This is a genomic window from Curtobacterium sp. BNK-1 (assembly GCF_048685235.1).
Lineage (GTDB): Bacteria > Pseudomonadota > Gammaproteobacteria > Enterobacterales > Enterobacteriaceae > Pantoea > Pantoea agglomerans.
Genome location: NZ_JBLQTJ010000001.1, coordinates 589,212 through 613,286, shown reverse-complemented (window position 1 = coordinate 613,286; position 24,075 = coordinate 589,212). Strand labels below are relative to the sequence as shown.

At 56.1% G+C, this 24,075-nt stretch carries 21 protein-coding genes, 3 tRNA genes and 3 rRNA genes; 10 read left to right on the top strand and 17 right to left on the bottom strand.

What is annotated here, in order from left to right:
• Window positions 1-8: 8 nt before the first annotated feature.
• From ACMGGP_RS02730 to hpxU, 5 genes are all read right to left on the bottom strand, one after another.
• Entirely contained in the window at window positions 9-740 is a 732-nt protein-coding gene (locus ACMGGP_RS02730; protein ID WP_010671147.1) for an amino acid ABC transporter ATP-binding protein, read from the bottom strand.
• Window positions 721-1,380 carry an amino acid ABC transporter permease gene (locus tag ACMGGP_RS02725; RefSeq protein WP_191918955.1) on the bottom strand — a complete coding sequence of 220 codons (660 nt, stop codon included), beginning with the start codon at window positions 1,378-1,380 and terminating at the stop codon, window positions 721-723. Before ACMGGP_RS02725 ends, ACMGGP_RS02730 begins: the two co-directional genes overlap by 20 nt.
• Window positions 1,377-2,045, bottom strand: a complete 669-nt coding sequence (locus tag ACMGGP_RS02720) for an amino acid ABC transporter permease (RefSeq protein ID WP_010255155.1) — start codon at window positions 2,043-2,045, stop codon at window positions 1,377-1,379. Before ACMGGP_RS02720 ends, ACMGGP_RS02725 begins: the two co-directional genes overlap by 4 nt.
• Before the next feature lie 10 nt (window positions 2,046-2,055).
• Complete coding sequence (locus ACMGGP_RS02715) at window positions 2,056-2,841, bottom strand: transporter substrate-binding domain-containing protein (protein ID WP_010255154.1); 786 nt, start codon at window positions 2,839-2,841, stop codon at window positions 2,056-2,058.
• Window positions 2,842-3,032: 191 nt separating this feature from the next.
• A complete protein-coding gene (gene hpxU / locus ACMGGP_RS02710) occupies window positions 3,033-3,872 on the bottom strand; it encodes a MurR/RpiR family transcriptional regulator HpxU (RefSeq protein ID WP_061901730.1) in 840 nt (279 codons plus the stop codon).
• 138 nt (window positions 3,873-4,010) lie between these two features.
• On the opposite strand from hpxU, the gene ACMGGP_RS02705 reads away from it, so the two are divergent.
• From ACMGGP_RS02705 to hpxZ, 4 genes are read left to right on the top strand one after another with little or no spacing between them, the layout of a single operon-like run.
• The gene (locus ACMGGP_RS02705; protein WP_033766591.1) at window positions 4,011-5,597 is read left to right on the top strand and encodes a gamma-glutamyltransferase family protein; all 1,587 of its coding nucleotides are present in this window, start codon (window positions 4,011-4,013) and stop codon (window positions 5,595-5,597) included.
• Window positions 5,598-5,609: 12 nt separating this feature from the next.
• Entirely contained in the window at window positions 5,610-5,792 is a 183-nt protein-coding gene (hpxX, locus tag ACMGGP_RS02700) for an oxalurate catabolism protein HpxX (RefSeq protein WP_033766590.1), read from the top strand.
• Window positions 5,789-7,186 (top strand): AtzE family amidohydrolase, encoded by a 1,398-nt coding sequence (locus ACMGGP_RS02695; protein ID WP_187493478.1) that lies wholly within the window; start codon window positions 5,789-5,791, stop codon window positions 7,184-7,186. Before hpxX ends, ACMGGP_RS02695 begins: the two co-directional genes overlap by 4 nt.
• Window positions 7,186-7,566: an oxalurate catabolism protein HpxZ gene (hpxZ, locus tag ACMGGP_RS02690; RefSeq protein WP_182500296.1), complete on the top strand. Its 381-nt coding sequence runs from the start codon at window positions 7,186-7,188 to the stop codon at window positions 7,564-7,566. The genes ACMGGP_RS02695 and hpxZ overlap by 1 nt, the downstream gene beginning before the upstream one ends.
• 50 nt (window positions 7,567-7,616) lie before the next feature.
• Here the strand turns inward: hpxZ and puuE are convergent, their stop codons facing one another.
• The 3 genes from puuE to ACMGGP_RS02675 are packed head-to-tail and all read right to left on the bottom strand — an operon-like array spanning window position 7,617 to window position 10,053.
• On the bottom strand, window positions 7,617-8,570 hold the full coding sequence (gene puuE / locus ACMGGP_RS02685) for an allantoinase PuuE (RefSeq protein ID WP_089414541.1): 954 nt from the start codon (window positions 8,568-8,570) through the stop codon (window positions 7,617-7,619).
• 32 nt (window positions 8,571-8,602) lie between these two features.
• Window positions 8,603-9,334: an allantoin racemase gene (hpxA, locus tag ACMGGP_RS02680; RefSeq protein WP_010671141.1), complete on the bottom strand. Its 732-nt coding sequence runs from the start codon at window positions 9,332-9,334 to the stop codon at window positions 8,603-8,605.
• A complete protein-coding gene (locus ACMGGP_RS02675) occupies window positions 9,331-10,053 on the bottom strand; it encodes a GntR family transcriptional regulator (RefSeq protein WP_010255133.1) in 723 nt (240 codons plus the stop codon). Before ACMGGP_RS02675 ends, hpxA begins: the two co-directional genes overlap by 4 nt.
• A gap of 144 nt (window positions 10,054-10,197) precedes the next feature.
• Here ACMGGP_RS02675 and ACMGGP_RS02670 point away from each other — a divergent pair, with 144 nt between their 5' ends.
• Window positions 10,198-11,706, top strand: a complete 1,509-nt coding sequence (locus ACMGGP_RS02670) for an NCS1 family nucleobase:cation symporter-1 (RefSeq protein ID WP_033756668.1) — start codon at window positions 10,198-10,200, stop codon at window positions 11,704-11,706.
• A 49-nt stretch (window positions 11,707-11,755) separates the two neighbouring features.
• On the opposite strand, the gene ACMGGP_RS02665 is transcribed toward ACMGGP_RS02670, so the two are convergent.
• Together ACMGGP_RS02665 and dnaQ are read right to left on the bottom strand one after the other, a co-directional pair.
• Window positions 11,756-11,832 (bottom strand) — tRNA-Asp (locus ACMGGP_RS02665).
• A gap of 134 nt (window positions 11,833-11,966) precedes the next feature.
• On the bottom strand, window positions 11,967-12,698 hold the full coding sequence (dnaQ, locus tag ACMGGP_RS02660; RefSeq protein WP_010255127.1) for a DNA polymerase III subunit epsilon: 732 nt from the start codon (window positions 12,696-12,698) through the stop codon (window positions 11,967-11,969).
• 51 nt (window positions 12,699-12,749) lie between these two features.
• On the opposite strand from dnaQ, the gene rnhA reads away from it, so the two are divergent.
• Window positions 12,750-13,217, top strand: coding sequence for a ribonuclease HI (rnhA, locus tag ACMGGP_RS02655; protein WP_010255125.1), 468 nt, complete (start codon window positions 12,750-12,752; stop codon window positions 13,215-13,217).
• Here the strand turns inward: rnhA and ACMGGP_RS02650 are convergent.
• Window positions 13,199-13,936 (bottom strand): class I SAM-dependent methyltransferase, encoded by a 738-nt coding sequence (locus ACMGGP_RS02650; protein WP_010671138.1) that lies wholly within the window; start codon window positions 13,934-13,936, stop codon window positions 13,199-13,201. The genes rnhA and ACMGGP_RS02650 overlap by 19 nt on opposite strands.
• 39 nt (window positions 13,937-13,975) lie before the next feature.
• Between ACMGGP_RS02650 and gloB the strand changes: the two genes are divergently transcribed.
• Together gloB and mltD are read left to right on the top strand one after the other, a co-directional pair.
• Window positions 13,976-14,734 carry a hydroxyacylglutathione hydrolase gene (gloB, locus tag ACMGGP_RS02645; protein ID WP_498798114.1) on the top strand — a complete coding sequence of 253 codons (759 nt, stop codon included), beginning with the start codon at window positions 13,976-13,978 and terminating at the stop codon, window positions 14,732-14,734.
• Window positions 14,735-14,805: 71 nt separating this feature from the next.
• Window positions 14,806-16,182 (top strand): murein transglycosylase D, encoded by a 1,377-nt coding sequence (gene mltD / locus ACMGGP_RS02640; RefSeq protein ID WP_022625195.1) that lies wholly within the window; start codon window positions 14,806-14,808, stop codon window positions 16,180-16,182.
• A gap of 110 nt (window positions 16,183-16,292) precedes the next feature.
• Here mltD and ACMGGP_RS02635 read toward each other — a convergent pair whose 3' ends face one another.
• Window positions 16,293-17,084 carry an endonuclease/exonuclease/phosphatase family protein gene (locus ACMGGP_RS02635; protein WP_010255114.1) on the bottom strand — a complete coding sequence of 264 codons (792 nt, stop codon included), beginning with the start codon at window positions 17,082-17,084 and terminating at the stop codon, window positions 16,293-16,295.
• A 262-nt stretch (window positions 17,085-17,346) separates the two neighbouring features.
• Here ACMGGP_RS02635 and yafC point away from each other — a divergent pair, with 262 nt between their 5' ends.
• Both yafC and ACMGGP_RS02625 read left to right on the top strand, forming a co-directional pair.
• Window positions 17,347-18,249, top strand: a complete 903-nt coding sequence (gene yafC, locus ACMGGP_RS02630) for a DNA-binding transcriptional regulator YafC (RefSeq protein WP_022625197.1) — start codon at window positions 17,347-17,349, stop codon at window positions 18,247-18,249.
• 62 nt (window positions 18,250-18,311) lie between these two features.
• Window positions 18,312-18,458, top strand: coding sequence for a hypothetical protein (locus tag ACMGGP_RS02625; RefSeq protein WP_155724509.1), 147 nt, complete (start codon window positions 18,312-18,314; stop codon window positions 18,456-18,458).
• Between the two features lies 1 nt (window position 18,459).
• Here ACMGGP_RS02625 and ACMGGP_RS02620 read toward each other — a convergent pair.
• From ACMGGP_RS02620 to ACMGGP_RS02600, 5 genes are all read right to left on the bottom strand, one after another.
• A tRNA-Asp gene (locus tag ACMGGP_RS02620) sits at window positions 18,460-18,536 on the bottom strand.
• An 87-nt stretch (window positions 18,537-18,623) separates the two neighbouring features.
• Window positions 18,624-18,739, bottom strand: a 5S ribosomal RNA gene (gene rrf, locus ACMGGP_RS02615).
• 198 nt (window positions 18,740-18,937) lie between these two features.
• A 23S ribosomal RNA gene (locus ACMGGP_RS02610) occupies window positions 18,938-21,845 on the bottom strand.
• Between the two features lie 230 nt (window positions 21,846-22,075).
• A tRNA-Glu gene (locus ACMGGP_RS02605) sits at window positions 22,076-22,150 on the bottom strand.
• 88 nt (window positions 22,151-22,238) lie between these two features.
• Window positions 22,239-23,780, bottom strand: a 16S ribosomal RNA gene (locus ACMGGP_RS02600).
• Together the 16S, 23S and 5S rRNA genes with 2 tRNA genes alongside form the textbook arrangement of a ribosomal RNA operon.
• Window positions 23,781-24,075 lie beyond the last annotated feature (295 nt).

The following is a 24,075-nucleotide window of genomic DNA, read 5'->3' as shown; positions in this document are numbered from 1 at the left end:
TTTCAGAATCAGAGGCGAACCGAAGAGATAAACTGCTTCAGCTCCGGTGACTGCGGCTGAGCAAACAGCGTCTTACTGTCGCCCTGCTCCCAGACGCGCCCCTGATGCATAAAGACCACACGATCGCCCACGTCGCGGGCGAAGCTCATTTCATGCGTGACAAGGATCAGCGTCATCCCTTCTGACGCCAGCTGCTCCAGAACTTTGAGCACTTCGCCCACCAGCTCGGGATCGAGCGCGGAGGTGATCTCATCACAGAGTAAAACTTTCGGCGTCATCGCCAGTGCACGGGCGATCGCCACGCGCTGCTGCTGACCGCCGGAGAGGCTGGCAGGATAGTAGTTGAGACGCTCGCCCAGCCCGACCTTCTCCAGCATCTGCGCCGCCAGCGCCCGGCACTCGGCCTCGCTTTTTTTCAGCACCCGGCGCGGCGCCAGCATCACGTTCTCCAGTGCCGTCATGTGCGGGAACAGATTGAAGCTCTGAAACACCATCCCGACCGAGCGGCTGATTTCACGCGCCTGCGAGTCGCGATCGGTAATCGTCATACCGCCGAGCTTGATGCTGCCCTCCTGATAGCCTTCCAGCCCGTTCATGCAGCGCAGCAGCGTGCTTTTGCCCGATCCGCTGCGACCGATGATTGAGATCACCTCGCCCATGTCGATATCCAGATCCACGCCTTTCAACACATGGTTGTCGCCGTAATATTTTTGCACCTGATTAATGGTGATGAGCGGCATTGAATTTTTTCTCCAGATACTGGCTGTAGCGAGACAGCGGATAACACATCAGGAAGTAGCCCAGCGCCACCAGCCCAAAGACTTTAAACGGCTGATAGGTCACGTTGTTCAGAATGGTGCCCGCTTTGGTCAGCTCGATAAAACCGATAATTGACGCCAGCGCGGTGCCCTTGATCACCTGGACAGCAAACCCCACCGTCGGGGCAATACCGATGCGGATCGCCTGCGGCGCAATGACCCGCCACAACGTCTGACCAAAGGTCAGGCCGAGACAGCGCGACGCTTCCCACTGGCCTTTTGGCAGGGCGCGGATGCTGCCGTACCAGATATCGACCAGAAAGGCGCTGGTGTAGAAGGTCAGCGCCAGCGAGGCCGCCGTCCAGGGTGCAACATCAATGCCGAACAGGCCGACGCCGAAAAACGCCAGGAACAGCTGCATCAGCAGCGGCGTGCCCTGAAACAGCGCGATGTAACCGCGTACCAGCCGCGTTAACCATTTGCGTTGCAGCAGGCGCATAAACAGCAGCGGCAGCGTCACCAGCGTGCCGCCGACAAAGGCCACCAGCGACAGCAACAGGGTCCAGCGTGCCGCCAGCAGCAGGTTGCGCAGGATGTCCCAGTCGGTAAAGGTCGTCATCATGATGGCTGCACTCCAAACCATTTACGGCCAATCGCCAGCAGCAGATGGCGCATTGCAATCGACAACGCCAGGTAGATCAGCGTGGTCACCAGATAGACCTCAAAACTTAAGAAGGTGCGCGACTGGATCAGGTTGGCGGCGAAGGTCAGCTCCTCGTAGGAGACCTGCGACACCACCGACGAACCCAGCATCACGATGATGCACTGGCTTACCAGTGCCGGATAAATGCGCTGCAGCGCGGGCGGCAAGACCACCCGCAGAAACGTCTGGCTGCGGGTTAATCCCAGCACCCGTCCCGCTTCCCACTGCCCTTTGGGTGTCACCTGTATTCCGGCACGAATAATCTCGGTGCTATACGCCCCGAGGTTGATCAGCATCGCCAGCAGCGCCGCCTCGCCAGCAGTGAGTTTCAGCCCCAGCGCAGGCAGACCGAAAACGATAAAGAACAGTTGCACCACAAACGGCGTGTTGCGGATCAGCTCGACATAGATGCCCCACAGGCGGCTCATCCAGCTGGGTCTGCCACTGCGCAGCGCCGCGCCCGCAATGCCGAGCGCCACACCACCGGTAGTCGCCAGCACCGTCAGCTGAATGGTGACCCAAAGACCGGAGAGCAGCTCCGGCCAGTAGGGCCACAGGGCGGGAAAGTTAAGTTGCCCGGTCATGAATCTTTCCTCAGGCGCCGAGGTTGGCGGGCAGCGGCGCTTTCAGCCACTCTTCTGACAGTTTATTCAGGGTGCCATCTTTGATGCCCTGCTCAATCAGCGCATTCACTTTCGCTTTCAGTGCCGGCTGATCTTTCTTCAGGCCGATATAGCAGGGAGAATCTTTCAGCATAAACTGCGCCACCGGCGCTTTAGCCGGATTCTGACGGGCAATGGCGGCGACCACCAGGTTGCCGGTCGCCACATACTGCACCTGACCGGAGAGATACGCAGACAAGGTAGTGTTGTTATCTTCGTAGCGTTTCACCTGTGCATCTTTCGGCGCAACGTCACTGAGCACCATGTCCTCTACCGCACCGCGTGTTACGCCAATCGATTTGCCGCTCAGGGCAGACGCCGCTTTGATTTCATCGCCTTTCGGCCCGAATACGCCCAGGAAGAACGGCGCATAGGCGCGGGTGAAGTCGATCACTTTTTCCCGCTCGGCATTTTTACCCATGCTGGAGATCACCAGGTCGACCTTGTCGGTTTGCAGATAAGGCACGCGGTTGGCACTGCTGACCGGCACCAGCTGCAACTTAAGTTTCATCTGCTTTGCCAGGTATCTGGCCGTGTCGATGTCATACCCCTGCGGCTGCAGATCGGTGCCAACCGAGCCAAACGGCGGGAAATCCTGCGGCACGGCGATGCGAATGACGCCGCGTTTCTGGATGTCCTGCAGTTGATCGGCCAGCGCGCTTCCCGCTTGTGCCATCAGTAATGCCGCTGTCGCAACCGCCATCAAAACTTTTTTCATTGTGCACCCCGGTGAGATTAACGTGAAACAAAAGATTCTTTGAGATGCAATCTGCAACTAATGTGCCAACCCGGACGGCCACAGAAAAAGGGTTAAGCGGCAAAGCTTCAGCTGAAATCTGGCGTAATCGGGACGACTACGCCGGGGGAAGGTCTGTTCTGAAATGGGGCAAAGCACCAAAACGGTGCCTTTTAGCGGTGCTCCAGCTCATCAAACTGCTGGTAAAGGTCGGCGATCTGATGAATGCGCTGGCGTCCCTGTGCCAGCATTTCATGCAGCAGTGCATTGGCAATCAGGTTAACCAGACTCATGGCGGAGCCATAACTGTCGAAGGCGGAAACGCTGTCCAGCGGCGTACAGAGCTGCCAGCGCGCCAGCGCAATCACCGTCTGCGCCTGCGGCTCACACAGCGCCAGCAGCGGGATACCGGCCGCCTGCAACTGCTGCATCAGCGGGCGAATGATGCGGGGACGACGACGGAAGGCCATCACGACCACCATATCCTCCGGCGTAATATCCACCAGCTCCTCAGCCAGCGTCTGGCCCGGCTGCGGCAGGATATGTACCTGCGAACGCGCCTGCACCAGCTGCTGTCGCAGATGCAGTGCCACCGGATAGGCGTTGCGCATGCCGATGATAAAGACGCGTTTTGCCTGCGCCAGCTGCTGGATAACCTCATTAAAGTGCCGGGCATCCAGACTGTTCACCCACTCCGTCAGGTTAGCCATTTCCTGCTTGTAGTGTCGCGCCAGCAGCGTATTGCCCTGCACCGCATCACGATTATCAGTCAGCGGCATGCCGCTCTGGCGCAGGATGCGTAACTCATCACGCATATCCTTGTACTTTTCATAGCCCAGACGCTTAAACAGCCGGCTGACCGTGGCTTTCGACACGCCACTGAGCCGCGCCAGCTCGGCACTGTTGTAGCTGATCAGGTCATCGAAGTGGTCAAACACGAAGTCGGCAATACGCTGCTCCTGCGGGGAGAGCTGGGGATAGTGACTCCTGAGTCGTTCATCAAGCTGTTTCATAACCCGTCCTGTAACTTTTGTTTCAGCAGAAGCTAGCACAATTTGCGCCAGGTTAACCGGCGCATTGTCAGCTCAGGGTGAAAACTGGAACAGCTCTTGCTTTGTTATCGGTTCTGTCACCCGGATAACGAGAAAAAGATGATTCAAAGCAATATGGCCCCGCAGGGGATGGCGGTGACGCCACACCATCTGGCGAGTGAAAGCGCGCTCGCGGTACTGCGTGATGGCGGTAATGCCATTGAAGCGATGGTGGCCGCTGCCGCGACCATCGCCGTGGTCTACCCGCATATGAATGGACTGGGCGGTGATGGTTTCTGGCTGATTCTGCCGCCCGGCGGCGATCCTGTCGCTATCGACGCCAGCGGCGCAGCCGGTTCGCTGGCTCATCACGATTTCTACGCCGATCATCCTAAGATTCCGCATCGCGGGCCGAAAGCGGCGCTGACCGTGGCCGGTACGGTCAGCGGCTGGCAGGAGGCACTGAATCTCTCGGCTGAGATGGGCACCCCACCGCTGCCGCTGGCACGTCTGCTGCGCGATGCGATTCGCTACGCCGCCGACGGTATTCCGGTGACTGCCTCACAGAGCGCCGCCACCGCAACGTTCCGCAGTGAATTGCAGCATCAGCCCGGCTTCAGCGCCACCTTTATGCCTGACGGCAACGTGCCGCAGCCAGGCAGCCGTTTTACCCAGCCCGCCCTGGCAAACACCCTGAGCCAGCTTACTGAAGAGGGACTCGACAGCTTTTATCGCGGCCCGCTGGCTCACCATATGGCCGATGAGATGGCCACGCTGGGCATGCCGGTGACGCTGGCCGATCTGCAGCAGCATCGCGCCCGCCGCACGACGCCGCTGCATCTCTCCCACAGCGAAGGTGACATCTGGAATATCACCCCGCCAACGCAGGGCATGGTGTCGCTGGCGATCCTGGGCATCACCGATCGGCTGGAGATGGCGGAGGCTGACGATGCGCAGACGGTGCACCGTATCGTGGAAGCCACCAAAAAAGCGTTTGCACTGCGCGACAAACACATCACCGATCCGCGTCACGTCACGGAAGATTTGCAGGCGCTGCTGGACAGCGATCACCTTGCCACACTCGCCAGCCAGATCACCGATGGAGAGGCGGCGGCATGGGGAAACGGACGCGGGCCGGGCGATACGGTCTGGATGGGCGTGATGGACAGCAGCGGCCTGGCCGTCTCCTTTATTCAGAGCATTTATCACGAATTTGGCAGTGGTGTGGTGCTGCCCGGCACGGGTATCACCTGGCAGAACCGCGGCGCCGCTTTCAGCCTCGATCCTGACCATCTGCTGGCCCTGGCACCCGGTAAGCAACCGTTTCATACCCTGAATCCCGCCGCCGCACGGCTGAAAGATGGCCGGACGCTGGTGTATGGCGCGATGGGTGGGGATGGACAGCCGCAGACTCAGGCGGCGATTTTTACCCGCCATGTGATTCAGGGCTTGCCGTTACAACAGGCAGTCAGTGCGCCGCGCTGGCTGCTGGGCCGGACCTGGGGGCAATCATCAGACTCGCTGAAACTGGAAGGCCGTTTTGACGACGAAACGGTATTGATGCTGCGTCTGTGGGGACATGAGGTGGAGCTGCTGCCGGACTTCAGCGAATCCGTGGGCCATGCGGGCGCCATTGTGCGCCACAGCAACGGCATGTTTGAGGGCGCAAGCGATCCACGCAGTAACGGCAGCGCCGCCGGTTTTTAACAGGAGCGAATCATGAATCAACACGACTGGGCCAGCTACATCGGCCATATGGAGCAGATACTGCAACTGGAACTGGATGACGCCCGCCGCGCTGAACTGCTGATCCAGCTGTCGCGTATCGCGGAGATGGCCGCGCCGCTGATGACATTTCCGCTGGATGACCGGCTTGAAGTGGCAGGAGTATACCAGGCATGAGATTAGGTGACGTTTCGATTCAGACCCTGCAACGGGCGATTCAGCAGGGTGAAATCAGTGCGCTGGAAGTGGCAAAGCGCACGCTGCAGGCGGTTGAGCAGCATAATCCGGCGCTGAATGCCTGGACGGAAGTGACCGGGCCCCGCATGTTAAAAGAAGCCAGTGCGATTGATGCGCAGCGGCAGCGCGGCGAAACCCTGCCACCGCTGGCGGGCATCCCGTATGCGGTAAAAAACCTGTTTGATGTGGCGGGTCACACTACCCTGGCCGGTGCCAGCCTGTTCAGCGACCGGCCGGCGGCACGTGCAGATGCGTTTGCCGTCGATAAACTGCGTCGCTCTGGTGCGCTGCTGTCTGGCATGCTGAACATGGATGCCTACGCGTATGGTTTTACCACCGAAAACAGCCACTACGGCGCGACGCACAATCCGCGCGATCTCAGCCGCGTGGCTGGCGGCTCGTCAGGCGGTTCGGCGGCTGCCGTGGCCGCCGGTCTGGTCCACTTTTCACTGGGCACCGACACCAACGGCTCGATTCGGGTGCCCGCGTCGCTGTGCGGTATTTTTGGTCTTAAGCCGACCTTTGGCCGGTTGTCACGCAGCGGCAGCCATCCGTTTGTCGCCAGCCTCGATCACATCGGTCCTCTGGCGCGGCGGGTTGAAGACCTGGCGCTGGTATATGATCTGTTGCAGGGAGCAGACCACACCGATGCGTTTCAGGCCGATCGCCCGCTGGCCGCGACGCTACCGGGGCTGTCACAGGGCAGCGAAGCCTTGCGCTGCGGCGTACTGGGTGGCTTTTTTGCCCGCTGGTGCGATGAGGATGCCCGCGCTGCCGTCGCGGTGGTCGCGGCAGCACTTGATGCACAGGAAGAGGTGCTGATGCCGGACGCTGAGCTGGCACGCTCGGCGGCGTTTATCATGACCGCGGCAGAAGGCGGCAATCACTATCTGCCCGCCCTGCGCCAGACGCCTGAGCAGTTTGAACCTAATTCACGCGAGCGTCTGCTGGCCGGTGCCATGATGCCAGGTGCCTGGTACGTGCAGGCGCAGCGTTTCCGCCGCCATTTCCAGCAGCAGGTGTTGCCGCTTTTTGATCGGTTTGATGTGCTGATAGCGCCGGCGACACCCTGCAGCGCGATCACCATCGGTCAGCAGACCCTGTCGATTCAGGGGGAATCGCTGCCCGCTAAGGCGAGCATGGGTATGCTGACGCAGCCGATCTCCTTCCTGGGATTGCCGGTCTGTACCGTGCCGCTGGCGACCCGAAGCGGTCTGCCGATTGGATTACAGCTTATCGCCCGTCCATTTAATGAAGAGGCGGTGTTACGTGCCGCCTGGGCACTGGAACAACGCGGCATTACGATACCGCAAATCAATATGGCTGGAGCCTGATGAACAGAGAGATTAATTTACCGCAGGTAGTCACCGAGGTGACGGCGCAGTTTTACCGCTACGAGCAGGCGCTGGTCAGCAATGACGTGGCCGAACTGGATGCGTTGTTCTGGCACGACCCGCGAACCGTGCGCCTCGGCGCGGGTGAGAATCTGTATGGCATTGATGAGATTCGGGCCTTCCGCGCCGCGCGTCCTTCAGCCGGGCTGAACCGGACGCTGCAAAACACCGTGATCACCACCTTTGGCGAGGATTATGCGGTCTGCAGCACCGAATTTACCCGCACCGGCAGCGATAAAATTGGCCGTCAGCAGCAGACCTGGGTACGCATGCCCCACGGCTGGTGCATCGTGGCGGCGCAGGTCAGCCTGATGAGCTGACATCGTCCGGCGCTTCGCCCGATCAACGCGGGCCGAGCGCCGGAACCGGCTTAAGGTGCCGGGTGCGTGTTGATCCAGTGGTCAGCGATCTGCTGACGGGTACAGATCCAGACATCCTCATACTGCTGGATGTGATCGAGAAAATTCTGCAGCGCGCGGAATTTGCCAGGACGACCCAGCAGGCGGCAATGCATACCGATCGACATCATCTTCGGTGCGGTTTCGCCCTCTTCATACAGCACATCGAAGCTGTCGCGCAGATAGGTAAAGAACTGTTCCGCGGTATTAAATCCCTGCGGCGAGGCAAAGCGCATGTCATTGCACTCCAGGGTATAGGGGATAATCAGGTGCGGTTTAACCGTTCCATCCTGACAGGTGACCTGGGTCCAGAAAGGCAGATCGTCGCCGTAGTAGTCACTGTCATAGCTAAAACCGCCCTGCTCCACCACCAGCCGCCGGGTATTCGGGCTGTCGCGGCCGGTGTACCAGCCGGTCGGCGCTTTACCAAACAGATCAACCAGCACATCGACCGCCTGCTGCATATGCTGGCGTTCGGTTTTTGCATCCATGCCCTGATAGTGGATCCAGCGCCAGCCGTGACTGACCACATCGTAGTCAGCCTGTTTAATCGCCTCGACAACTTCCGGATGACGCGCCAGCGCCATCGCCACGCCGAAAACCGTTAACGGCAGACCGCGTTTCTGGAATTCGTTGTGGATACGCCAGAAACCGGCGCGTGAGCCGTACTCATACAGCGACTCCATCGACATGTGGCGATCGGGATAGCTGGCTGCCCCGATGATGTCGGAGAGGAACTGCTCTGAGCCGGTATCGCCGTGCAGCACGCTGTTTTCTGCGCCCTCTTCGTAGTTCAGAACAAACTGCACCGCCACACGGGCGTTGTTGGGCCAGGCGGCGTGCGGCGGATGAGCGCCATAACCGATTAAATCGCGCGGATAGTTTTTGTTAAAGCTGTACTCTTTCTTCTCTGCAGCGTCAGTCATCACTCCACCTGTTTTGATTCGGGAAAGTTCCGTTAGTTTAGATGCTGAAACGCACCTGAGAGAGGTTTCTGCAAAGGCCAGGCCAGATCACCATGTTTGCTGGTGCCAAAACCAAGCGCCACCAGCGACTCCACCATCTTCACCGCCGCGCTGACGCCATCGATCACCGGCAGGCCGAGCTCCCGGGTCAGCTCCCCGGCCAGCGTCGCCATTCCGCCACAGCCCAGCACAATCGCCCCGCTGCCATCTTCCCGTTTAGCCTGAATGCAGCGCTGCCGCACTTTTTCCTGCGCCAGGCCGCTGCCATCTTCCAGCGCCAGTACCGGCAGATCGATGGCATGCAGTGCGGCACAGTGATGGGTAAAGCCATACTGCTGCAGCAGATGACGCGCAATCACCAGGGTGCGCGGCAGCGTGGTGACAATGGAGAAACGCGTCGCCAGCAGCGTGGCGGTATGCATCGCCGCTTCCGCGATGCCGATCACCGGTCCGCTGGCCAGTTCGCGTGCCGCCAGCAAACCCGGATCGCCAAAGCAGGCAATGACGTGGCCGCTGACGCCCTGCGCTCTGCCCAGTTTAATCTGCTCCAGCACGCCGATGGCGGCGATCGCCTCATCGAAATGCCCTTCAATGGAGGGCACACCCTGCGACGGCGAAACAGCCAGAATTTCGGTGCCCGGTGCGGCGACCGCACGCGCGGCCTGACCGATAGTTTCGGTCATCGCCAGGCTGGTATTAGGGTTAATAACCTGAATCAGGCTCATGAGGCAGCTCCAGAGCCTGCGGCAAACAGTCGGGAAAAGTCGGGCAGCGTTTCCCCGCTGCGTTCGAAGTGCAGGCTGGAGACGATGTGCTCGAAGTGATGCTGTAGCGCCTGCGTCAGCGGCTGCAGCGCACGCGCGCGCAGTAACTGAAGCAGATTCGCATGATCGTCACAGCGGCAGCCACGCTGCCAGGGTGCGCCATAGGCGGCGATCACCAGTGATGAGCGCTGCGTCAGGCTGGTCACCATGCCGGTGAGCACCTGATTCCCGGAGATCGCCTGCAACTGAATATGAAAGGCCGCTGACAGCCGGATGGCTGCCGGGCCATCATGATCGGCGTGCGCCTGATTCTCCTGCGCGATGAGCTGCTCCAGCGCCACCAGATGCGGGGGCTGCAGATGGGCCAGGACCGCTGGCAGATTAGCGCACTCCATTAAACTGCGGGTTGAGAAGATATCCCGCGCCTCTTCAACGCCGGGTGTTGAGACCTGCGCACCACGTTTGGGCGTCAGAGTGACCATTTGCACCGCCGCGAGGCGTTGCAGCACTTTGCGGATGCCGGTACGGCTCACGCCAAAGACCCCGGAAAGCGCCTCTTCCGGCAATTTACTGCCCGGCGGCAGCTGATGCTCAACAATGGCGTTCATCAATGCCTGGTAAATCCCTTCATCTTTATCCTGCAGCCTGGTGGCGTCTCGCTGTCCTGTTTTACTCGTCATTACCCGCTCCGGTCGCTTGCTGTACGCCACATATCGTATACGTGAAAAATAAATATTGTATACAAGAAAAGAGATCTGGCCTGGATCCTGCAATACCGCTTTACCAGATTATTCATTCCACTCTCGGGTAGAGGAGCAGGTTTCATGCCAAATCAATCAACGGTGGCCAGTACGGCCTCTGAAGCCAACGCCCGTTACAGCCCACGACTCTGTAACGACGACCTGGCACCGACTCGCGATCAGAACTGGTCGTGGTACAACATTTTTTCTTTCTGGATGTCGGATGTGCACAGCATGGGCGGCTATGTGGTGGCCGCCAGCTTCTTCACGCTGGGATTAGCCAGCTGGCAGGTGCTGCTCTGCCTGCTGGCGGGGATCTGCATCGTGCAGATCTGTGCGAATCTGGTGGCGAAACCGAGCCAGATGGCGGGCGTCCCCTATGCGGTGATCTGCCGTCAGGCGTTTGGGGTGTTTGGTGCCAATATCCCGGCAGTGATACGCGGTCTGATCGCGTTCGCCTGGTATGGCATCCAGACCTATCTGGCGGCGAATGCGCTGATGCTGGTGCTGCTGAAGTTCGCGCCGTCGCTGACGTCGATGACCGTGCCGCACTGGCTTGGTCTGTCGCTGCTGGGCTGGTGCTGCTTCGGCATTATGTGGTTATTGCAGGCGATGGTGTTCTGGCATGGCATGAACGCCATCAAACGGTTTATTGATGTCGCCGGACCGGCGGTCTATGTGGTGATGGTGGCGCTGGCGGGCTGGATTGTATACAAGACCGGCTTCGATGGGATCTCGTTTACCCTCGCCAGCAAATCGCTTACCGCAGGCGAGCAGACGTGGCAGATGATTACGGCGACGGCGCTGGTGGTCTCTTACTTCTCCGGGCCGCTGCTGAACTTCGGTGACTTCTCACGCTACGGCAAAAGCATGTCAGAGATCCGTCGCGGCAACCGCTGGGGACTGCCGTTTAACTTTCTGCTGTTCTCGGTGGTGACCGTAGTGATTGTGTCGGGCACCCAGTCGCTGTTTGGCAAAATGATTACCGATCCCATCGAAACCGTAAGCATGGTCGGCAACGATCTGGCGGTCGCGATTGGATTGCTGACCATGATTACCGCTACCATCGGCATCAATATCGTGGCGAACTTCGTCTCGCCCGCTTTTGACTTCTCCAACTGTTCACCGCAGAAAATCAGTTTCCGTACCGGCGGGATGATCGCCGCGGTGGGGTCGGTGCTGTTAACGCCGTGGAATCTGTTCCAGTCTCCTGAGCTGATTCACTATACGCTGGATGTGCTGGGATCGTTTATCGGGCCGCTGTTCGGGATTCTGCTGACCGATTTCTATCTGATTAAACGTGGACGTATCTCGGTCGACGATCTTTTTAACGATACGCCAGCAGGCCGCTACTGGTATCGCGGTGGCTTTAACCCTAAAGCGATTGGCGCACTGCTGCCATCGGTGGCGATTTGCCTGGTGATTAGCTTTATCCCTTCCCTGCATCAGGTGGCGAATTTCAGCTGGTTTATTGGCGCCGGTCTGGCGGCAGGCTGCTATCGCTTTATCGCCCGTGAAGATCGTGAGGCGGAGGATGGTGCCCGCTGGCAAGGCGAGGTGATGCCGCAGAAGAACCAGGCCACCGCTGAATAGCAGACAGCAAAAAGCCGATTCATTTCTGAATCGGCTTTTTTAAAGAGATTGGCGGAACGGACGGGGCTCGAACCCGCGACCCCCTGCGTGACAGGCAGGTATTCTAACCAACTGAACTACCGCTCCGCGCTTTGTTCCCCGTCGGGAACGAGGCGCATAGTAATGGCAGCCTGTTGCGACGTCAACGCTTTTTCCAGGCGAACAAATCGTTTGCTGTTTTTTTCAGCTTGCCGTTGATTTTATCCACAAAAATGCGTAATTCAGCCGCGCCACAGGCAACTACCACCCTTTTTCATCACCAGATCCAGACGTGACTCATGGGCAACCACTTCCTCATCGCTGGCCGTGACCACGCGCAGTGCAGAGGTGGGACGCACGATGCGCTGGATGCTCTCTCCCTGCGCCTGTCGGGCGCTTTCACTTTCCGATAAAAAGGAGAGTGACGTCTGTCCGCCGGTCATCGTCAGGAAGACTTCAGCCAGAATCTCGGCATCGAGCAGTGCGCCGTGCAGGGTTCGTTTGCTGTTGTCTATTTCGTAACGCGAGCAAAGCGCATCAAGGCTGTTGCGCTTGCCGGGAAACATACGGCGCGCCAGCGCCAGACTGTCGGTGATTTTGCAGAAGGTTTCGGTTTTCTCAATGCCGCGGTTCAGCTTTGCAAACTCGTAGTCCATAAAGCCGATATCAAACGGGGCGTTATGGATCACTAATTCAGCACCGCGAATGTAGTCGAGAAACTCATCGGCGATCTCGCTGAATGCAGGCTTGTCGGCCAGGAACTCATCGGCAATGCCGTGTACGCCAAAGGCTTCGGGATCGACCAGCCGATCGGGCTTGAGATACATATGGAAATTGTTACCGGTCAGGCGACGGTTAATCACCTCTACCGCACCAATCTCAATGATGCGGTGCCCCTCATAATGTACCCCGATCATGTTCATGCCGGTGGTTTCAGTATCGAGAACGATCTGGCGGTTATTTGCAGTGCTCATAAGACCCGTTTTATGTCAGACTTAGCGTTTTTGAGAGGAAGTCTACCAGAGATGCGCAAACAGGTAGAAATATTCACCGATGGATCCTGTCTTGGAAATCCCGGTCCCGGCGGTTATGGGGCGATTTTACGCTACGGTCAGCATGAGAAAACCTTCAGCGCGGGCTATCACCTTACCACCAATAACCGGATGGAGCTGATGGCGGCGATTGTCTCACTGGAAGCGCTGACTCAGCCGTGCGATGTGGTGCTCAGTACCGACAGTCAGTATGTGCGTCAGGGAATTACCAGCTGGATCCATAACTGGAAAAAGCGTGGCTGGAAAACCGCCGACAAAAAGCCGGTGAAGAATGTCGATCTCTGGCAGCGTCTCGACTTAGCACTCAGCACCCATAAGATTCAGTGGGAGTGGGTTAAAGGCCATGCCGGACATCCGGAAAATGAGCGCTGCGACGTGCTGGCCCGCAGCGCGGCTGAAAATCCCGCTTTTGAGGATATCGGTTATAAAACCGAATCCTGATCCTCTGCCTGCCGGAACTGGCGTGTGGCATTGACCGTCTGGCGGATCTTGCTGGTGCTCATACTCTTCTTAGCCCGGGTCGGCAGCAGCGGGAAGGTGCGTTTACGTGCCACCACAATATTCAGACAGCCCAGCGCCGGTAAGTGGGCGCTGATCAGTTTTCCGCCCTGCCGATGCCACGGCAGCACCTGAAAGCGGGTGCGATAGACCACCTCATAATTCAACAGTCCCAGCCAGTCGACTAACCGCACCTGGCTGAACATCCGTCCGCTCCAGGGGGCTTTGCGGTTCAGGCCCGGCACCATCTTACTCACGCCGAGCAGGCTGAATGGATTGAAGCCGCTGATAATCATCCAGCCATCATCAATTAACACCCTATCTACTTCACGTAACACCCGGTGAGGATCCTGGCTCCAGGCGAGCGTATGGGCCAGCAAACAGGCATCGATCGACTTCGACTCAAACGGCAGTTGCATCGGGTCAGCCAGCACCTGTAACAGCTCACCTTCCCTGCCAACATTGACCTGATGTGAAATAGCACAGTTTTCGGTGTTGATTTCTGCGCTGAGGTTGCCAAGCTTAAGCATATGAAAGCCATAAAGCTTTCCAAGGTAAGGCTGAAGCTGCTGCGTTAGCGCGTCGCGGAAATAATCTCCCCACGGCATATCGCGCCATGACAGCGGTGCGTTCAGAATCTGGCGTGATTTAGCGGGCTTCATGCTTTACGCTCTTCCTTTTCCTACGACCTGCGAGAGGTGATGATGAATCTTACCAGTATTCCTGCGTTGCAGGACAACTACATCTGGACGCTGACTGATGATGAGGGTAAATGCCTGATTGTCGATCCCGGCGAAGCCCAACCGGTGTTAGAAAAAATGGCCTCCAACGGCTGGCAGCCGGTCGCTATTCTGCTGACTCACCACCATAACGACCATACGGGCGGAGTGAAAACACTATGCGAGCATTTCCCTCAGCTTGAGGTCTATGGTCCCCAGGAAACTGCGGCTAAAGGGGCCAGAACCATAGTCAGCGAAGGCGATAAGGTCACGGTACTGGGCCTGACGTTTGAGGTGATCCATACCCCTGGTCACACTTTAGGACATATCTCATATTACAGCTCACCTTATCTTTTCTGTGGTGACACACTCTTTTCGGGCGGCTGCGGACGCCTTTTTGAGGGCACGGCAGAGCAGATGTATGATTCCTTTCAAAAGCTTAACCAGCTTCCAGGTGAAACATTAGTCTGCTGCGCGCATGAATATACTTTATCCAATCTGAAGTTTGCTGCGGCTATTCTGCCCCATGACCCACAAATAACGGCCGAATATCAGAAAATTAAGGACTTACGCGCTGAAAATGGCATTAGTTTGCCCACAAAACTGGCGCACGAACGGACAATAAATTTATTTCTTCGCACGCAAGACGTTGATTTACAAAGGGCATTAAACGTTAACGTTACTGATGAACCCGTATGGCGTTCATTTGCCGTTCTACGCGAGAAGAAAGACGCTTTTTGATTTTTCGGGTTGTGTTGTGAAAAGTCGTCACGTATAGTTGCTCGTCTTTTAAGCGAACTATTGACACACACATGAAGGCTAAAGCGATCTTACTCGCCTCAGTCTTGCTGGTAGGATGTCAGGCGTCCAGGAACGATGCCAATATCCCGGTACAGCATGCACAGAGTCTGTCTTCAGCTGGTCAAGGTGAAAATGGAAAGTACGGAGACGAGTTTTTGTCGCCGCGATGGCAGGAAGATGGAACTGGCCTCGCAGCAGACGCAGATCTCTGGAGTTTCATTAGTGACGAGTTGAAGATGGGGATTCCGGAAAACCCGGCAATCCGCGAACAAAAAAGTAAATTTTTAAAAAATAAGAGCTATCTCCACGATGTAACATTACGGGCAGAGCCGTACATGTACTGGATAGTCGAGCAGATACAGAAACGTAAAATGCCGATGGAACTGGTACTGCTACCCATAGTGGAGAGCGCTTTTGACCCCCGGGCAACTTCATCCGCCAATGCCGCTGGTATCTGGCAGATTGTTGCTGCAACAGGTCGAAACTATGGTTTGAAACAGAACCAGTATTACGATGGGCGACGCGATGTGGTCGCATCCACGAAAGTTGCGCTGGATATGATGCAGCGTCTTAACACCATGTTTGACGGCGACTGGTTATTAACCATCGCAGCGTACAACAGTGGTGAAGGACGTGTACTCAAAGCGATAAAGCAGAACAAGGCGCGCGGTAAGCCGACTGACTTCTGGCATTTATCGCTGCCACGCGAAACGACCGTGTATGTGCCTAAAATGTTAGCTCTGAGTGAACTGCTCAAAAATAACAAGCGTTACGGTATCAAACTGCCGACACCTAATGAAAGTCGTGCTCTGGCGCGAGTGGAAGTGGGTCAGCAGATACAGCTGACGCAGGCTGCCGAAATGGCGGGTATGTCGCTCACGAAACTGAAGAGCTTCAATACCGGTTATAAAGGCGGTGCAACAGCGCCAAACGGCCCACACTATATTATGGTGCCGAAGTCGAACGTCGCGAAACTGCGTAATTCACTGGCTTCCGGTGACATCGCAGCGGTACAGCCTACTCAGCTTGCGAAAGCCAGTGCGAGTGGCGGGTACAAAGTGCGACGGGGTGATACGCTCTCTGGTATCGCCTCAAAACTTGGCGTTAGCGTCTCGACACTGAAGCAGGATAACAACCTGCGCGGTGCTGATATCCGACCGGGTCAGACTCTGACCATTGGTTCGAATGGCACCCGACTGGCTGATAACGGCAACAGCATCACCTATCGTGTTCGTAAGGGTGATTCTCTTGACAGTATTGCCCGTCATCACGGCGTTAACATCAAAGACGTGATGCGCTGGAACAGTGTGCTGGACAGCGCGAAAGATATTCAACCCGGCGATAACTTAACGCTGTTTGTGAATAATAACGCAACACCTGATACCTGATACGTTGAAAAGGCTGACATTTGTCAGCCTTTTTCTTTTATTCATCCGCCACCGTTTACTCATCTGCCGGACTTCCCTCCCCCTTCTGCAGGCTCGCTTAATGCACCGGACTAGCTTCCTGAACTGAACTCCACCAGTAAGGGGTTATGGTCGGACGCGCGCGTCACCAGTACGGATGCCTCACTCACCCTGAGATCGCGATAGAAGACGAAATCCAGCGGGCGACCAAAGGCTTTACGGCGGTGATCGGCAGTGAACATGACCTCTTCCAGCTTCATTCGCTGTGCAAAACGGTAGAGTGCATTGATACGCTGACGGCTCCAGGCATTGAAATCCCCGGCCATAATCACCGGCCCCTGGTGATGCATGATCTGCTCCCCGATTGGCCCCAGCTGTTTACTGTAGACGTCGACGCCCAGGCTGAAATTTACAGCATGGATGTTCACGACCATCAGCATTTCACCCGTGGGCAGCGGATACGCCGTGACCAGTGCCGATTTTGACAGCCTCAGCAGAGGCTCACGCTCACGCAACGGGCAGCAATAGACCGGGTGCGCAGAGGCGAGCGTCATCACCCCAGAGGGATGCTGAGGCAGCACAAAGGCAGGTACCTGATCGGCAGCAAGATAATTACTGGTGGCAAACTCCACCAGTTCTGGTGTGGTCTGCGCTTCCTGCAGTAATACCAGGTGCGCATCTTTACCAAATCCTTCCAGTACCGACATCCAGTCTGCGCGTTGCTGCTTGAAGATGTTCCATACCAGAACTTTGAGGTTTGGGTGCGCGGGCAAGGGTGCGCCGGGTGGCAGTGCCTGACCGAGATGGAGCATCGCGCCAGGTGGAAAGATCTGTTCCACTGGTTGTCCTGCTACATATCGCATTGCATAAGTTTTTTTGCGCACTTTCCCGCCTGGCTGATGATTCAAAATACAGTTAACACCTGTCTGTTATAGGGATTTTAGACCGGGGTTTCAATGGATGCAGGTGAATGTCAGAATTCATCACCTTTTCCAGAATAAAGCAGCCCTTTTACGTTCGCTAAGCAAAACGAGGCAGATCAGGCGGTGACATCCCCGATGTCATCGTTAACGGCTCCTGTACTGGTTATAACAGCATTATCAGTCATAAACTGGCTTAATGGCCATGTGACTGCAGGGAGGAAGAATGAAGGCATCTTCTGATGAACTAAAAGTGTTTGTCAGCGTAGTAGAAAGTGGAAGTTTCAGTCGCGCTGCTGAACAGCTGAAGATGGCTAACTCTGCCGTCAGCAGGACAGTTAAAAAGCTGGAGAGCAAGCTGGGTATTGCCCTGCTGACCCGCACAACACGGCAGCTGGCGCTTACGCAGGAGGGCGAACGCTATTTTCGCCATGTTCAACGTTTTTTGCAGGAGATGACCACGGCAGAAAGCGATTTGATCGAGAGTTTACAGGCGCCTAAAGGACTACTGCGCGTTGATGCCGCGACGCCGGTCATTCTGCATTTGCTGATGCCGATGATTAAACCCTTTCGTCTGCGCTATCCTGACGTGACTCTTTCTTTGATCTCCTCAGAGAGTTTTATCAATCTGATTGAGCGGAAAGTGGATATCGCCATTCGCGCCGGCAATCTCACCGACTCAACGCTGCGCGCCCGGCTGCTGTTCAGGAGCTTTCGCAAGATGGTTGCTTCACCCGCCTATCTCCGTGAGCATGGGACACCGCAAACGGTGGCTGAGCTGGATAACCACCACTGTCTCGGCTTTGATGATTCCCCACGACTCAATCGCTGGCCCGTCTCCCGTGAAAGCGGCGAACTCTATGATATTAGCTGGGCTATCTCCTCTAACAGCGGAGAGACGATTAAGCAGCTCTGTCTTACCGGTAATGGTATTGCCTGCCTGTCGGACTATATGATCGATCGTGAAGTTGCTGAGGGAAAACTGGTGGAAGTGTTGGCCGATCAGCGTCTGCCGGTCGAGATGCCCTTCCATGCTGTTTACTACAGTGATATTGGCGTAAGCCAGCGTGTGCGCGCTTTTATCGATTTTCTGAGTGAGTGGACAGCTGACCAGCCGTGGCGTACCTGAAGTCTACAGGGGCAGGCCTGATCGGGGTCTGCCCGCACACAATTTGGAAGGGGTGGGATCGATTGCGCGATTATCGCTTCAGATTCAAAGAATTAGCGATCGTTAAAATGATCCGGGAGATCGAAGAGAATCAGCGCGGTGTATTTTTCCGTGTTGAATTTGCTGCAATGGAAAAAGCCCTGACCGTTAAGTCAGGGCTTTCCAATTAAGTGGCGGAACGGACGGGGCTCGAACCCGCGACCCCCTGCGTGACAGGCAGGTATTCTAACCAACTGAACTACCGCTCCACCGATTCTTTCACAGCTGTCAGCAACTGGCTGATGGCCGTCTGTTCCTGTTATTTTCCTTGTCAGGGGAAAAGGAACGAATTTGATGCCTGGCAGTTCCCTACTCTCGCATGGGGAGACCCCACACTACCATCGGCGCTACGGCGTTTCACTTCTGAGTTCGGCATGGGGTCAGGTGGGACCACCGCGCTAAAGCCGCCAGGCAAATCTTGGTGCACGAAACGAATCTTTTACGCCATGACCGCGTTGCCATCGCTCAGCCACACCGGTCACATACTTCAGTATGCTCCCGCTGACGTCCTCGCTCTGCGCCTTGTCACGCCGCAAAATCTTTCGTTTCCGCTAATTTTTATCCGGTACAGGCTGAAAATTGTGTCTCTCAAAAACGCCTCTGGCGTTGTAAGGTTAAGCCTCACGGGTCATTAGTACCGGTTAGCTCAACGCATCGCTGCGCTTACACACCCGGCCTATCAACGTCGTAGTCTTCAACGTCCCTTCAGGACTCTCAAGGAGTCAGGGAGAACTCATCTCGGGGCAAGTTTCGTGCTTAGATGCTTTCAGCACTTATCTTTTCCGCACTTAGCTACCGGGCAATGCCATTGGCATGACAACCCGAACACCAGTGGTGCGTTCACTCCGGTCCTCTCGTACTAGGAGCAACCCCCCTCAATTCTCCAGCGCCCACGGCAGATAGGGACCGAACTGTCTCACGACGTTCTAAACCCAGCTCGCGTACCACTTTAAACGGCGAACAGCCGTACCCTTGGGACCTACTTCAGCCCCAGGATGTGATGAGCCGACATCGAGGTGCCAAACACCGCCGTCGATATGAACTCTTGGGCGGTATCAGCCTGTTATCCCCGGAGTACCTTTTATCCGTTGAGCGATGGCCCTTCCATTCAGAACCACCGGATCACTATGACCTGCTTTCGCACCTGCTCGAGCCGTCACTCTCGCAGTCAAGCCAGCTTATGCCATTGCACTAACCTCACGATGTCCGACCGTGATTAGCTGACCTTCGTGCTCCTCCGTTACTCTTTAGGAGGAGACCGCCCCAGTCAAACTACCCACCAGACACTGTCCGCAGCCCGGATCACGGGCCTACGTTAGAACATCAAACATTAAAGGGTGGTATTTCAAGGTTGGCTCCACGCAGACTGGCGTCTGCGCTTCAAAGCCTCCCACCTATCCTACACATCAAGGCTCAATGTTCAGTGTCAAGCTGTAGTAAAGGTTCACGGGGTCTTTCCGTCTTGCCGCGGGTACACTGCATCTTCACAGCGAGTTCAATTTCACTGAGTCTCGGGTGGAGACAGCCTGGCCATCATTACGCCATTCGTGCAGGTCGGAACTTACCCGACAAGGAATTTCGCTACCTTAGGACCGTTATAGTTACGGCCGCCGTTTACCGGGGCTTCGATCAAGAGCTTCTCCTTACGGATAACCCCATCAATTAACCTTCCGGCACCGGGCAGGCGTCACACCGTATACGTCCACTTTCGTGTTTGCACAGTGCTGTGTTTTTAATAAACAGTTGCAGCCAGCTGGTATCTTCGACTGGCTTCGGCTCGGGGAGCAGGTCCCTCCACCTACGCGCCAGCGTGCCTTCTCCCGAAGTTACGGCACCATTTTGCCTAGTTCCTTCACCCGAGTTCTCTCAAGCGCCTTGGTATTCTCTACCTGACCACCTGTGTCGGTTTGGGGTACGATTCTGTGTTACCTGATGCTTAGAGGCTTTTCCTGGAAGCTGGGCATTTATCACTTCAGCACCGTAGTGCCTCGTCGTCACGCCTCAGCGTTAACAAGCGTCCGGATTTACCTGGACACTCCGCCTACACGCTTAAACCGGGACAACCGTCGCCCGGCCGATATAGCCTTCTCCGTCCCCCCTTCGCAGTAACACCGAGTACAGGAATATTAACCTGTTTCCCATCGACTACGCCTTTCGGCCTCGCCTTAGGGGTCGACTCACCCTGCTCCGATTAACGTTGAACAGGAACCCTTGGTCTTCCGGCGAGCGGGCTTTTCACCCGCTTTATCGTTACTTATGTCAGCATTCGCACTTCTGATACCTCCAGCATGCCTCACAGCACACCTTCGACGGCTTACAGAACGCTCCCCTACCCAACAACACATAGTGTCGCTGCCGCAGCTTCGGTGCATGGTTTAGCCCCGTTACATCTTCCGCGCAGGCCGACTCGACCAGTGAGCTATTACGCTTTCTTTAAATGATGGCTGCTTCTAAGCCAACATCCTGGCTGTCTGTGCCTTCCCACATCGTTTCCCACTTAACCATGACTTTGGGACCTTAGCTGGCGGTCTGGGTTGTTTCCCTCTTCACGACGGACGTTAGCACCCGCCGTGTGTCTCCCGTGATAACATTCTTCGGTATTCGCAGTTTGCATCGGGTTGGTAAGCCGGGATGGCCCCCTAGCCGAAACAGTGCTCTACCCCCGAAGATGAGTTCACGAGGCGCTACCTAAATAGCTTTCGGGGAGAACCAGCTATCTCCCGGTTTGATTGGCCTTTCACCCCCAGCCACAGGTCATCCGCTAATTTTTCAACATTAGTCGGTTCGGTCCTCCAGTTAGTGTTACCCAACCTTCAACCTGCCCATGGCTAGATCACCGGGTTTCGGGTCTATACCCTGCAACTTAACGCCCAGTTAAGACTCGGTTTCCCTGCGGCTCCCCTATACGGTTAACCTTGCTACAGAATATAAGTCGCTGACCCATTATACAAAAGGTACGCAGTCACCCCCATAAAGAAGGCTCCCACTGCTTGTACGTACACGGTTTCAGGTTCTGTTTCACTCCCCTCGCCGGGGTTCTTTTCGCCTTTCCCTCACGGTACTGGTTCACTATCGGTCAGTCAGGAGTATTTAGCCTTGGAGGATGGTCCCCCCATATTCAGACAGGATACCACGTGTCCCGCCTTACTCATCGAGCTCACAGCTTGTGTGCTTTTGTGTACGGGAGTATCACCCTGTACCCTGCGACTTTCCAGACGCTTCCACTAACACACAAACTGATTCAGGCTCTGGGCTGCTCCCCGTTCGCTCGCCGCTACTGGGGGAATCTCGGTTGATTTCTTTTCCTCGGGGTACTTAGATGTTTCAGTTCCCCCGGTTCGCCTTGCAGCACTATGTATTCATGCTGCAATGATGCACAGAGTGCACCGGGTTTCCCCATTCGGACATCGACGGCTGTAGCGGTTCATATCACCTTACCGTCGCTTTACGCAGATTAGCACGTCCTTCATCGCCTCTGACTGCCTGGGCATCCACCGTGTACGCTTAGTCGCTTAACCTCACAACCCACAGGCGTTTTACAACGCTGCGTGCTGCAAGCATTTGAGAGACTCGAACGCATCGCTGAGTCATTCCTTATTACGGAGGAATGACGCGCTGCGTCGTTTCAATTTTCAGCTTGTTCCGGATTGTTAAAGAGCAAATATCTCAAACGCGGCCCGGCTGCTTACGCAACCAAATCGGTTTTGAGATACTGTATGGAGACACCTTTCACCTGTCACCAAGCAGGTGGCGTCCCCTAGGGGATTCGAACCCCTGTTGCCGCCGTGAAAGGGCGGAGTCCTAACCGCTAGACGAAGGGGACACAAAAGTGTCACGACTTCGCAGCCGTCCTGCTCATTACTTTTTATCAGACAATCTGTGTGGACACTGCGCGGGAAGGTATCTTCAGGTAAGGAGGTGATCCAACCGCAGGTTCCCCTACGGTTACCTTGTTACGACTTCACCCCAGTCATGAATCACAAAGTGGTAAGCGCCCTCCCGAAGGTTAAGCTACCTACTTCTTTTGCAACCCACTCCCATGGTGTGACGGGCGGTGTGTACAAGGCCCGGGAACGTATTCACCGTGGCATTCTGATCCACGATTACTAGCGATTCCGACTTCACGGAGTCGAGTTGCAGACTCCGATCCGGACTACGACGCACTTTGTGAGGTCCGCTTGCTCTCGCGAGGTCGCTTCTCTTTGTATGCGCCATTGTAGCACGTGTGTAGCCCTACTCGTAAGGGCCATGATGACTTGACGTCATCCCCACCTTCCTCCGGTTTATCACCGGCAGTCTCCTTTGAGTTCCCGACCGAATCGCTGGCAACAAAGGATAAGGGTTGCGCTCGTTGCGGGACTTAACCCAACATTTCACAACACGAGCTGACGACAGCCATGCAGCACCTGTCTCACGGTTCCCGAAGGCACTAAGGCATCTCTGCCAAATTCCGTGGATGTCAAGAGTAGGTAAGGTTCTTCGCGTTGCATCGAATTAAACCACATGCTCCACCGCTTGTGCGGGCCCCCGTCAATTCATTTGAGTTTTAACCTTGCGGCCGTACTCCCCAGGCGGTCGACTTAACGCGTTAGCTCCGGAAGCCACTCCTCAAGGGAACAACCTCCAAGTCGACATCGTTTACGGCGTGGACTACCAGGGTATCTAATCCTGTTTGCTCCCCACGCTTTCGCACCTGAGCGTCAGTCTTTGTCCAGGGGGCCGCCTTCGCCACCGGTATTCCTCCAGATCTCTACGCATTTCACCGCTACACCTGGAATTCTACCCCCCTCTACAAGACTCAAGCCTGCCAGTTTCAAATGCAGTTCCCAGGTTAAGCCCGGGGATTTCACATCTGACTTAACAGACCGCCTGCGTGCGCTTTACGCCCAGTAATTCCGATTAACGCTTGCACCCTCCGTATTACCGCGGCTGCTGGCACGGAGTTAGCCGGTGCTTCTTCTGCGGGTAACGTCAATCGATAAGGTTATTAACCCCATCGCCTTCCTCCCCGCTGAAAGTACTTTACAACCCGAAGGCCTTCTTCATACACGCGGCATGGCTGCATCAGGCTTGCGCCCATTGTGCAATATTCCCCACTGCTGCCTCCCGTAGGAGTCTGGACCGTGTCTCAGTTCCAGTGTGGCTGGTCATCCTCTCAGACCAGCTAGGGATCGTCGCCTAGGTGGGCCATTACCCCGCCTACTAGCTAATCCCATCTGGGTTCATCCGATAGTGAGAGGCCCGAAGGTCCCCCTCTTTGGTCTTGCGACGTTATGCGGTATTAGCCACCGTTTCCAGTGGTTATCCCCCTCTATCGGGCAGATCCCCAGACATTACTCACCCGTCCGCCACTCGTCACCCAAGGAGCAAGCTCCTCTGTGCTACCGTCCGACTTGCATGTGTTAGGCCTGCCGCCAGCGTTCAATCTGAGCCATGATCAAACTCTTCAATTTAAGTTTGATTTGCTTAAACAAGTTAAGCAGTGCTCATCTGTAAAACGTCATAATGAATTTCATTATGTGTTCACTCGTGAGGCTTGATATTTTTTACGTCCGGAGACGCTGATATCAATCCTGCGAGTGCCCACACAGATTGTCTGATAAATTGTTAAAGAGCAGTGCGAACAGTGCGTTAGCGTCCTGTCGCGAGGTGGCGTATATTACGCTTTCCTCCTGCAGAGTCAACCTCTTTCTCAGAAGTTTTTCTCCGGCGGCGCAGTCTCCTGTGCCTCCTGACCCGTTTTCCGTT

Bases quoted from the DNA above. Each gene is read 5' to 3' on its own strand.
- ACMGGP_RS02730 (WP_010671147.1), bottom strand. From the start codon at position 740: ATGCCGCTCATCACCATTAATCAGGTGCAAAAATATTACGGCGACAAC.
- ACMGGP_RS02725 (WP_191918955.1), bottom strand. From the start codon at position 1,380: ATGATGACGACCTTTACCGACTGGGACATCCTGCGCAACCTGCTGCTG.
- ACMGGP_RS02720 (WP_010255155.1), bottom strand. From the start codon at position 2,045: ATGACCGGGCAACTTAACTTTCCCGCCCTGTGGCCCTACTGGCCGGAG.
- ACMGGP_RS02715 (WP_010255154.1), bottom strand. From the start codon at position 2,841: ATGAAAAAAGTTTTGATGGCGGTTGCGACAGCGGCATTACTGATGGCA.
- hpxU (WP_061901730.1), bottom strand. From the start codon at position 3,872: ATGAAACAGCTTGATGAACGACTCAGGAGTCACTATCCCCAGCTCTCC.
- ACMGGP_RS02705 (WP_033766591.1), top strand. From the start codon at position 4,011: ATGATTCAAAGCAATATGGCCCCGCAGGGGATGGCGGTGACGCCACAC.
- hpxX (WP_033766590.1), top strand. From the start codon at position 5,610: ATGAATCAACACGACTGGGCCAGCTACATCGGCCATATGGAGCAGATA.
- ACMGGP_RS02695 (WP_187493478.1), top strand. From the start codon at position 5,789: ATGAGATTAGGTGACGTTTCGATTCAGACCCTGCAACGGGCGATTCAG.
- hpxZ (WP_182500296.1), top strand. From the start codon at position 7,186: ATGAACAGAGAGATTAATTTACCGCAGGTAGTCACCGAGGTGACGGCG.
- puuE (WP_089414541.1), bottom strand. From the start codon at position 8,570: ATGACTGACGCTGCAGAGAAGAAAGAGTACAGCTTTAACAAAAACTAT.
- hpxA (WP_010671141.1), bottom strand. From the start codon at position 9,334: ATGAGCCTGATTCAGGTTATTAACCCTAATACCAGCCTGGCGATGACC.
- ACMGGP_RS02675 (WP_010255133.1), bottom strand. From the start codon at position 10,053: ATGACGAGTAAAACAGGACAGCGAGACGCCACCAGGCTGCAGGATAAA.
- ACMGGP_RS02670 (WP_033756668.1), top strand. From the start codon at position 10,198: ATGCCAAATCAATCAACGGTGGCCAGTACGGCCTCTGAAGCCAACGCC.
- dnaQ (WP_010255127.1), bottom strand. From the start codon at position 12,698: ATGAGCACTGCAAATAACCGCCAGATCGTTCTCGATACTGAAACCACC.
- rnhA (WP_010255125.1), top strand. From the start codon at position 12,750: ATGCGCAAACAGGTAGAAATATTCACCGATGGATCCTGTCTTGGAAAT.
- ACMGGP_RS02650 (WP_010671138.1), bottom strand. From the start codon at position 13,936: ATGAAGCCCGCTAAATCACGCCAGATTCTGAACGCACCGCTGTCATGG.
- gloB (WP_498798114.1), top strand. From the start codon at position 13,976: ATGATGAATCTTACCAGTATTCCTGCGTTGCAGGACAACTACATCTGG.
- mltD (WP_022625195.1), top strand. From the start codon at position 14,806: ATGAAGGCTAAAGCGATCTTACTCGCCTCAGTCTTGCTGGTAGGATGT.
- yafC (WP_022625197.1), top strand. From the start codon at position 17,347: ATGAAGGCATCTTCTGATGAACTAAAAGTGTTTGTCAGCGTAGTAGAA.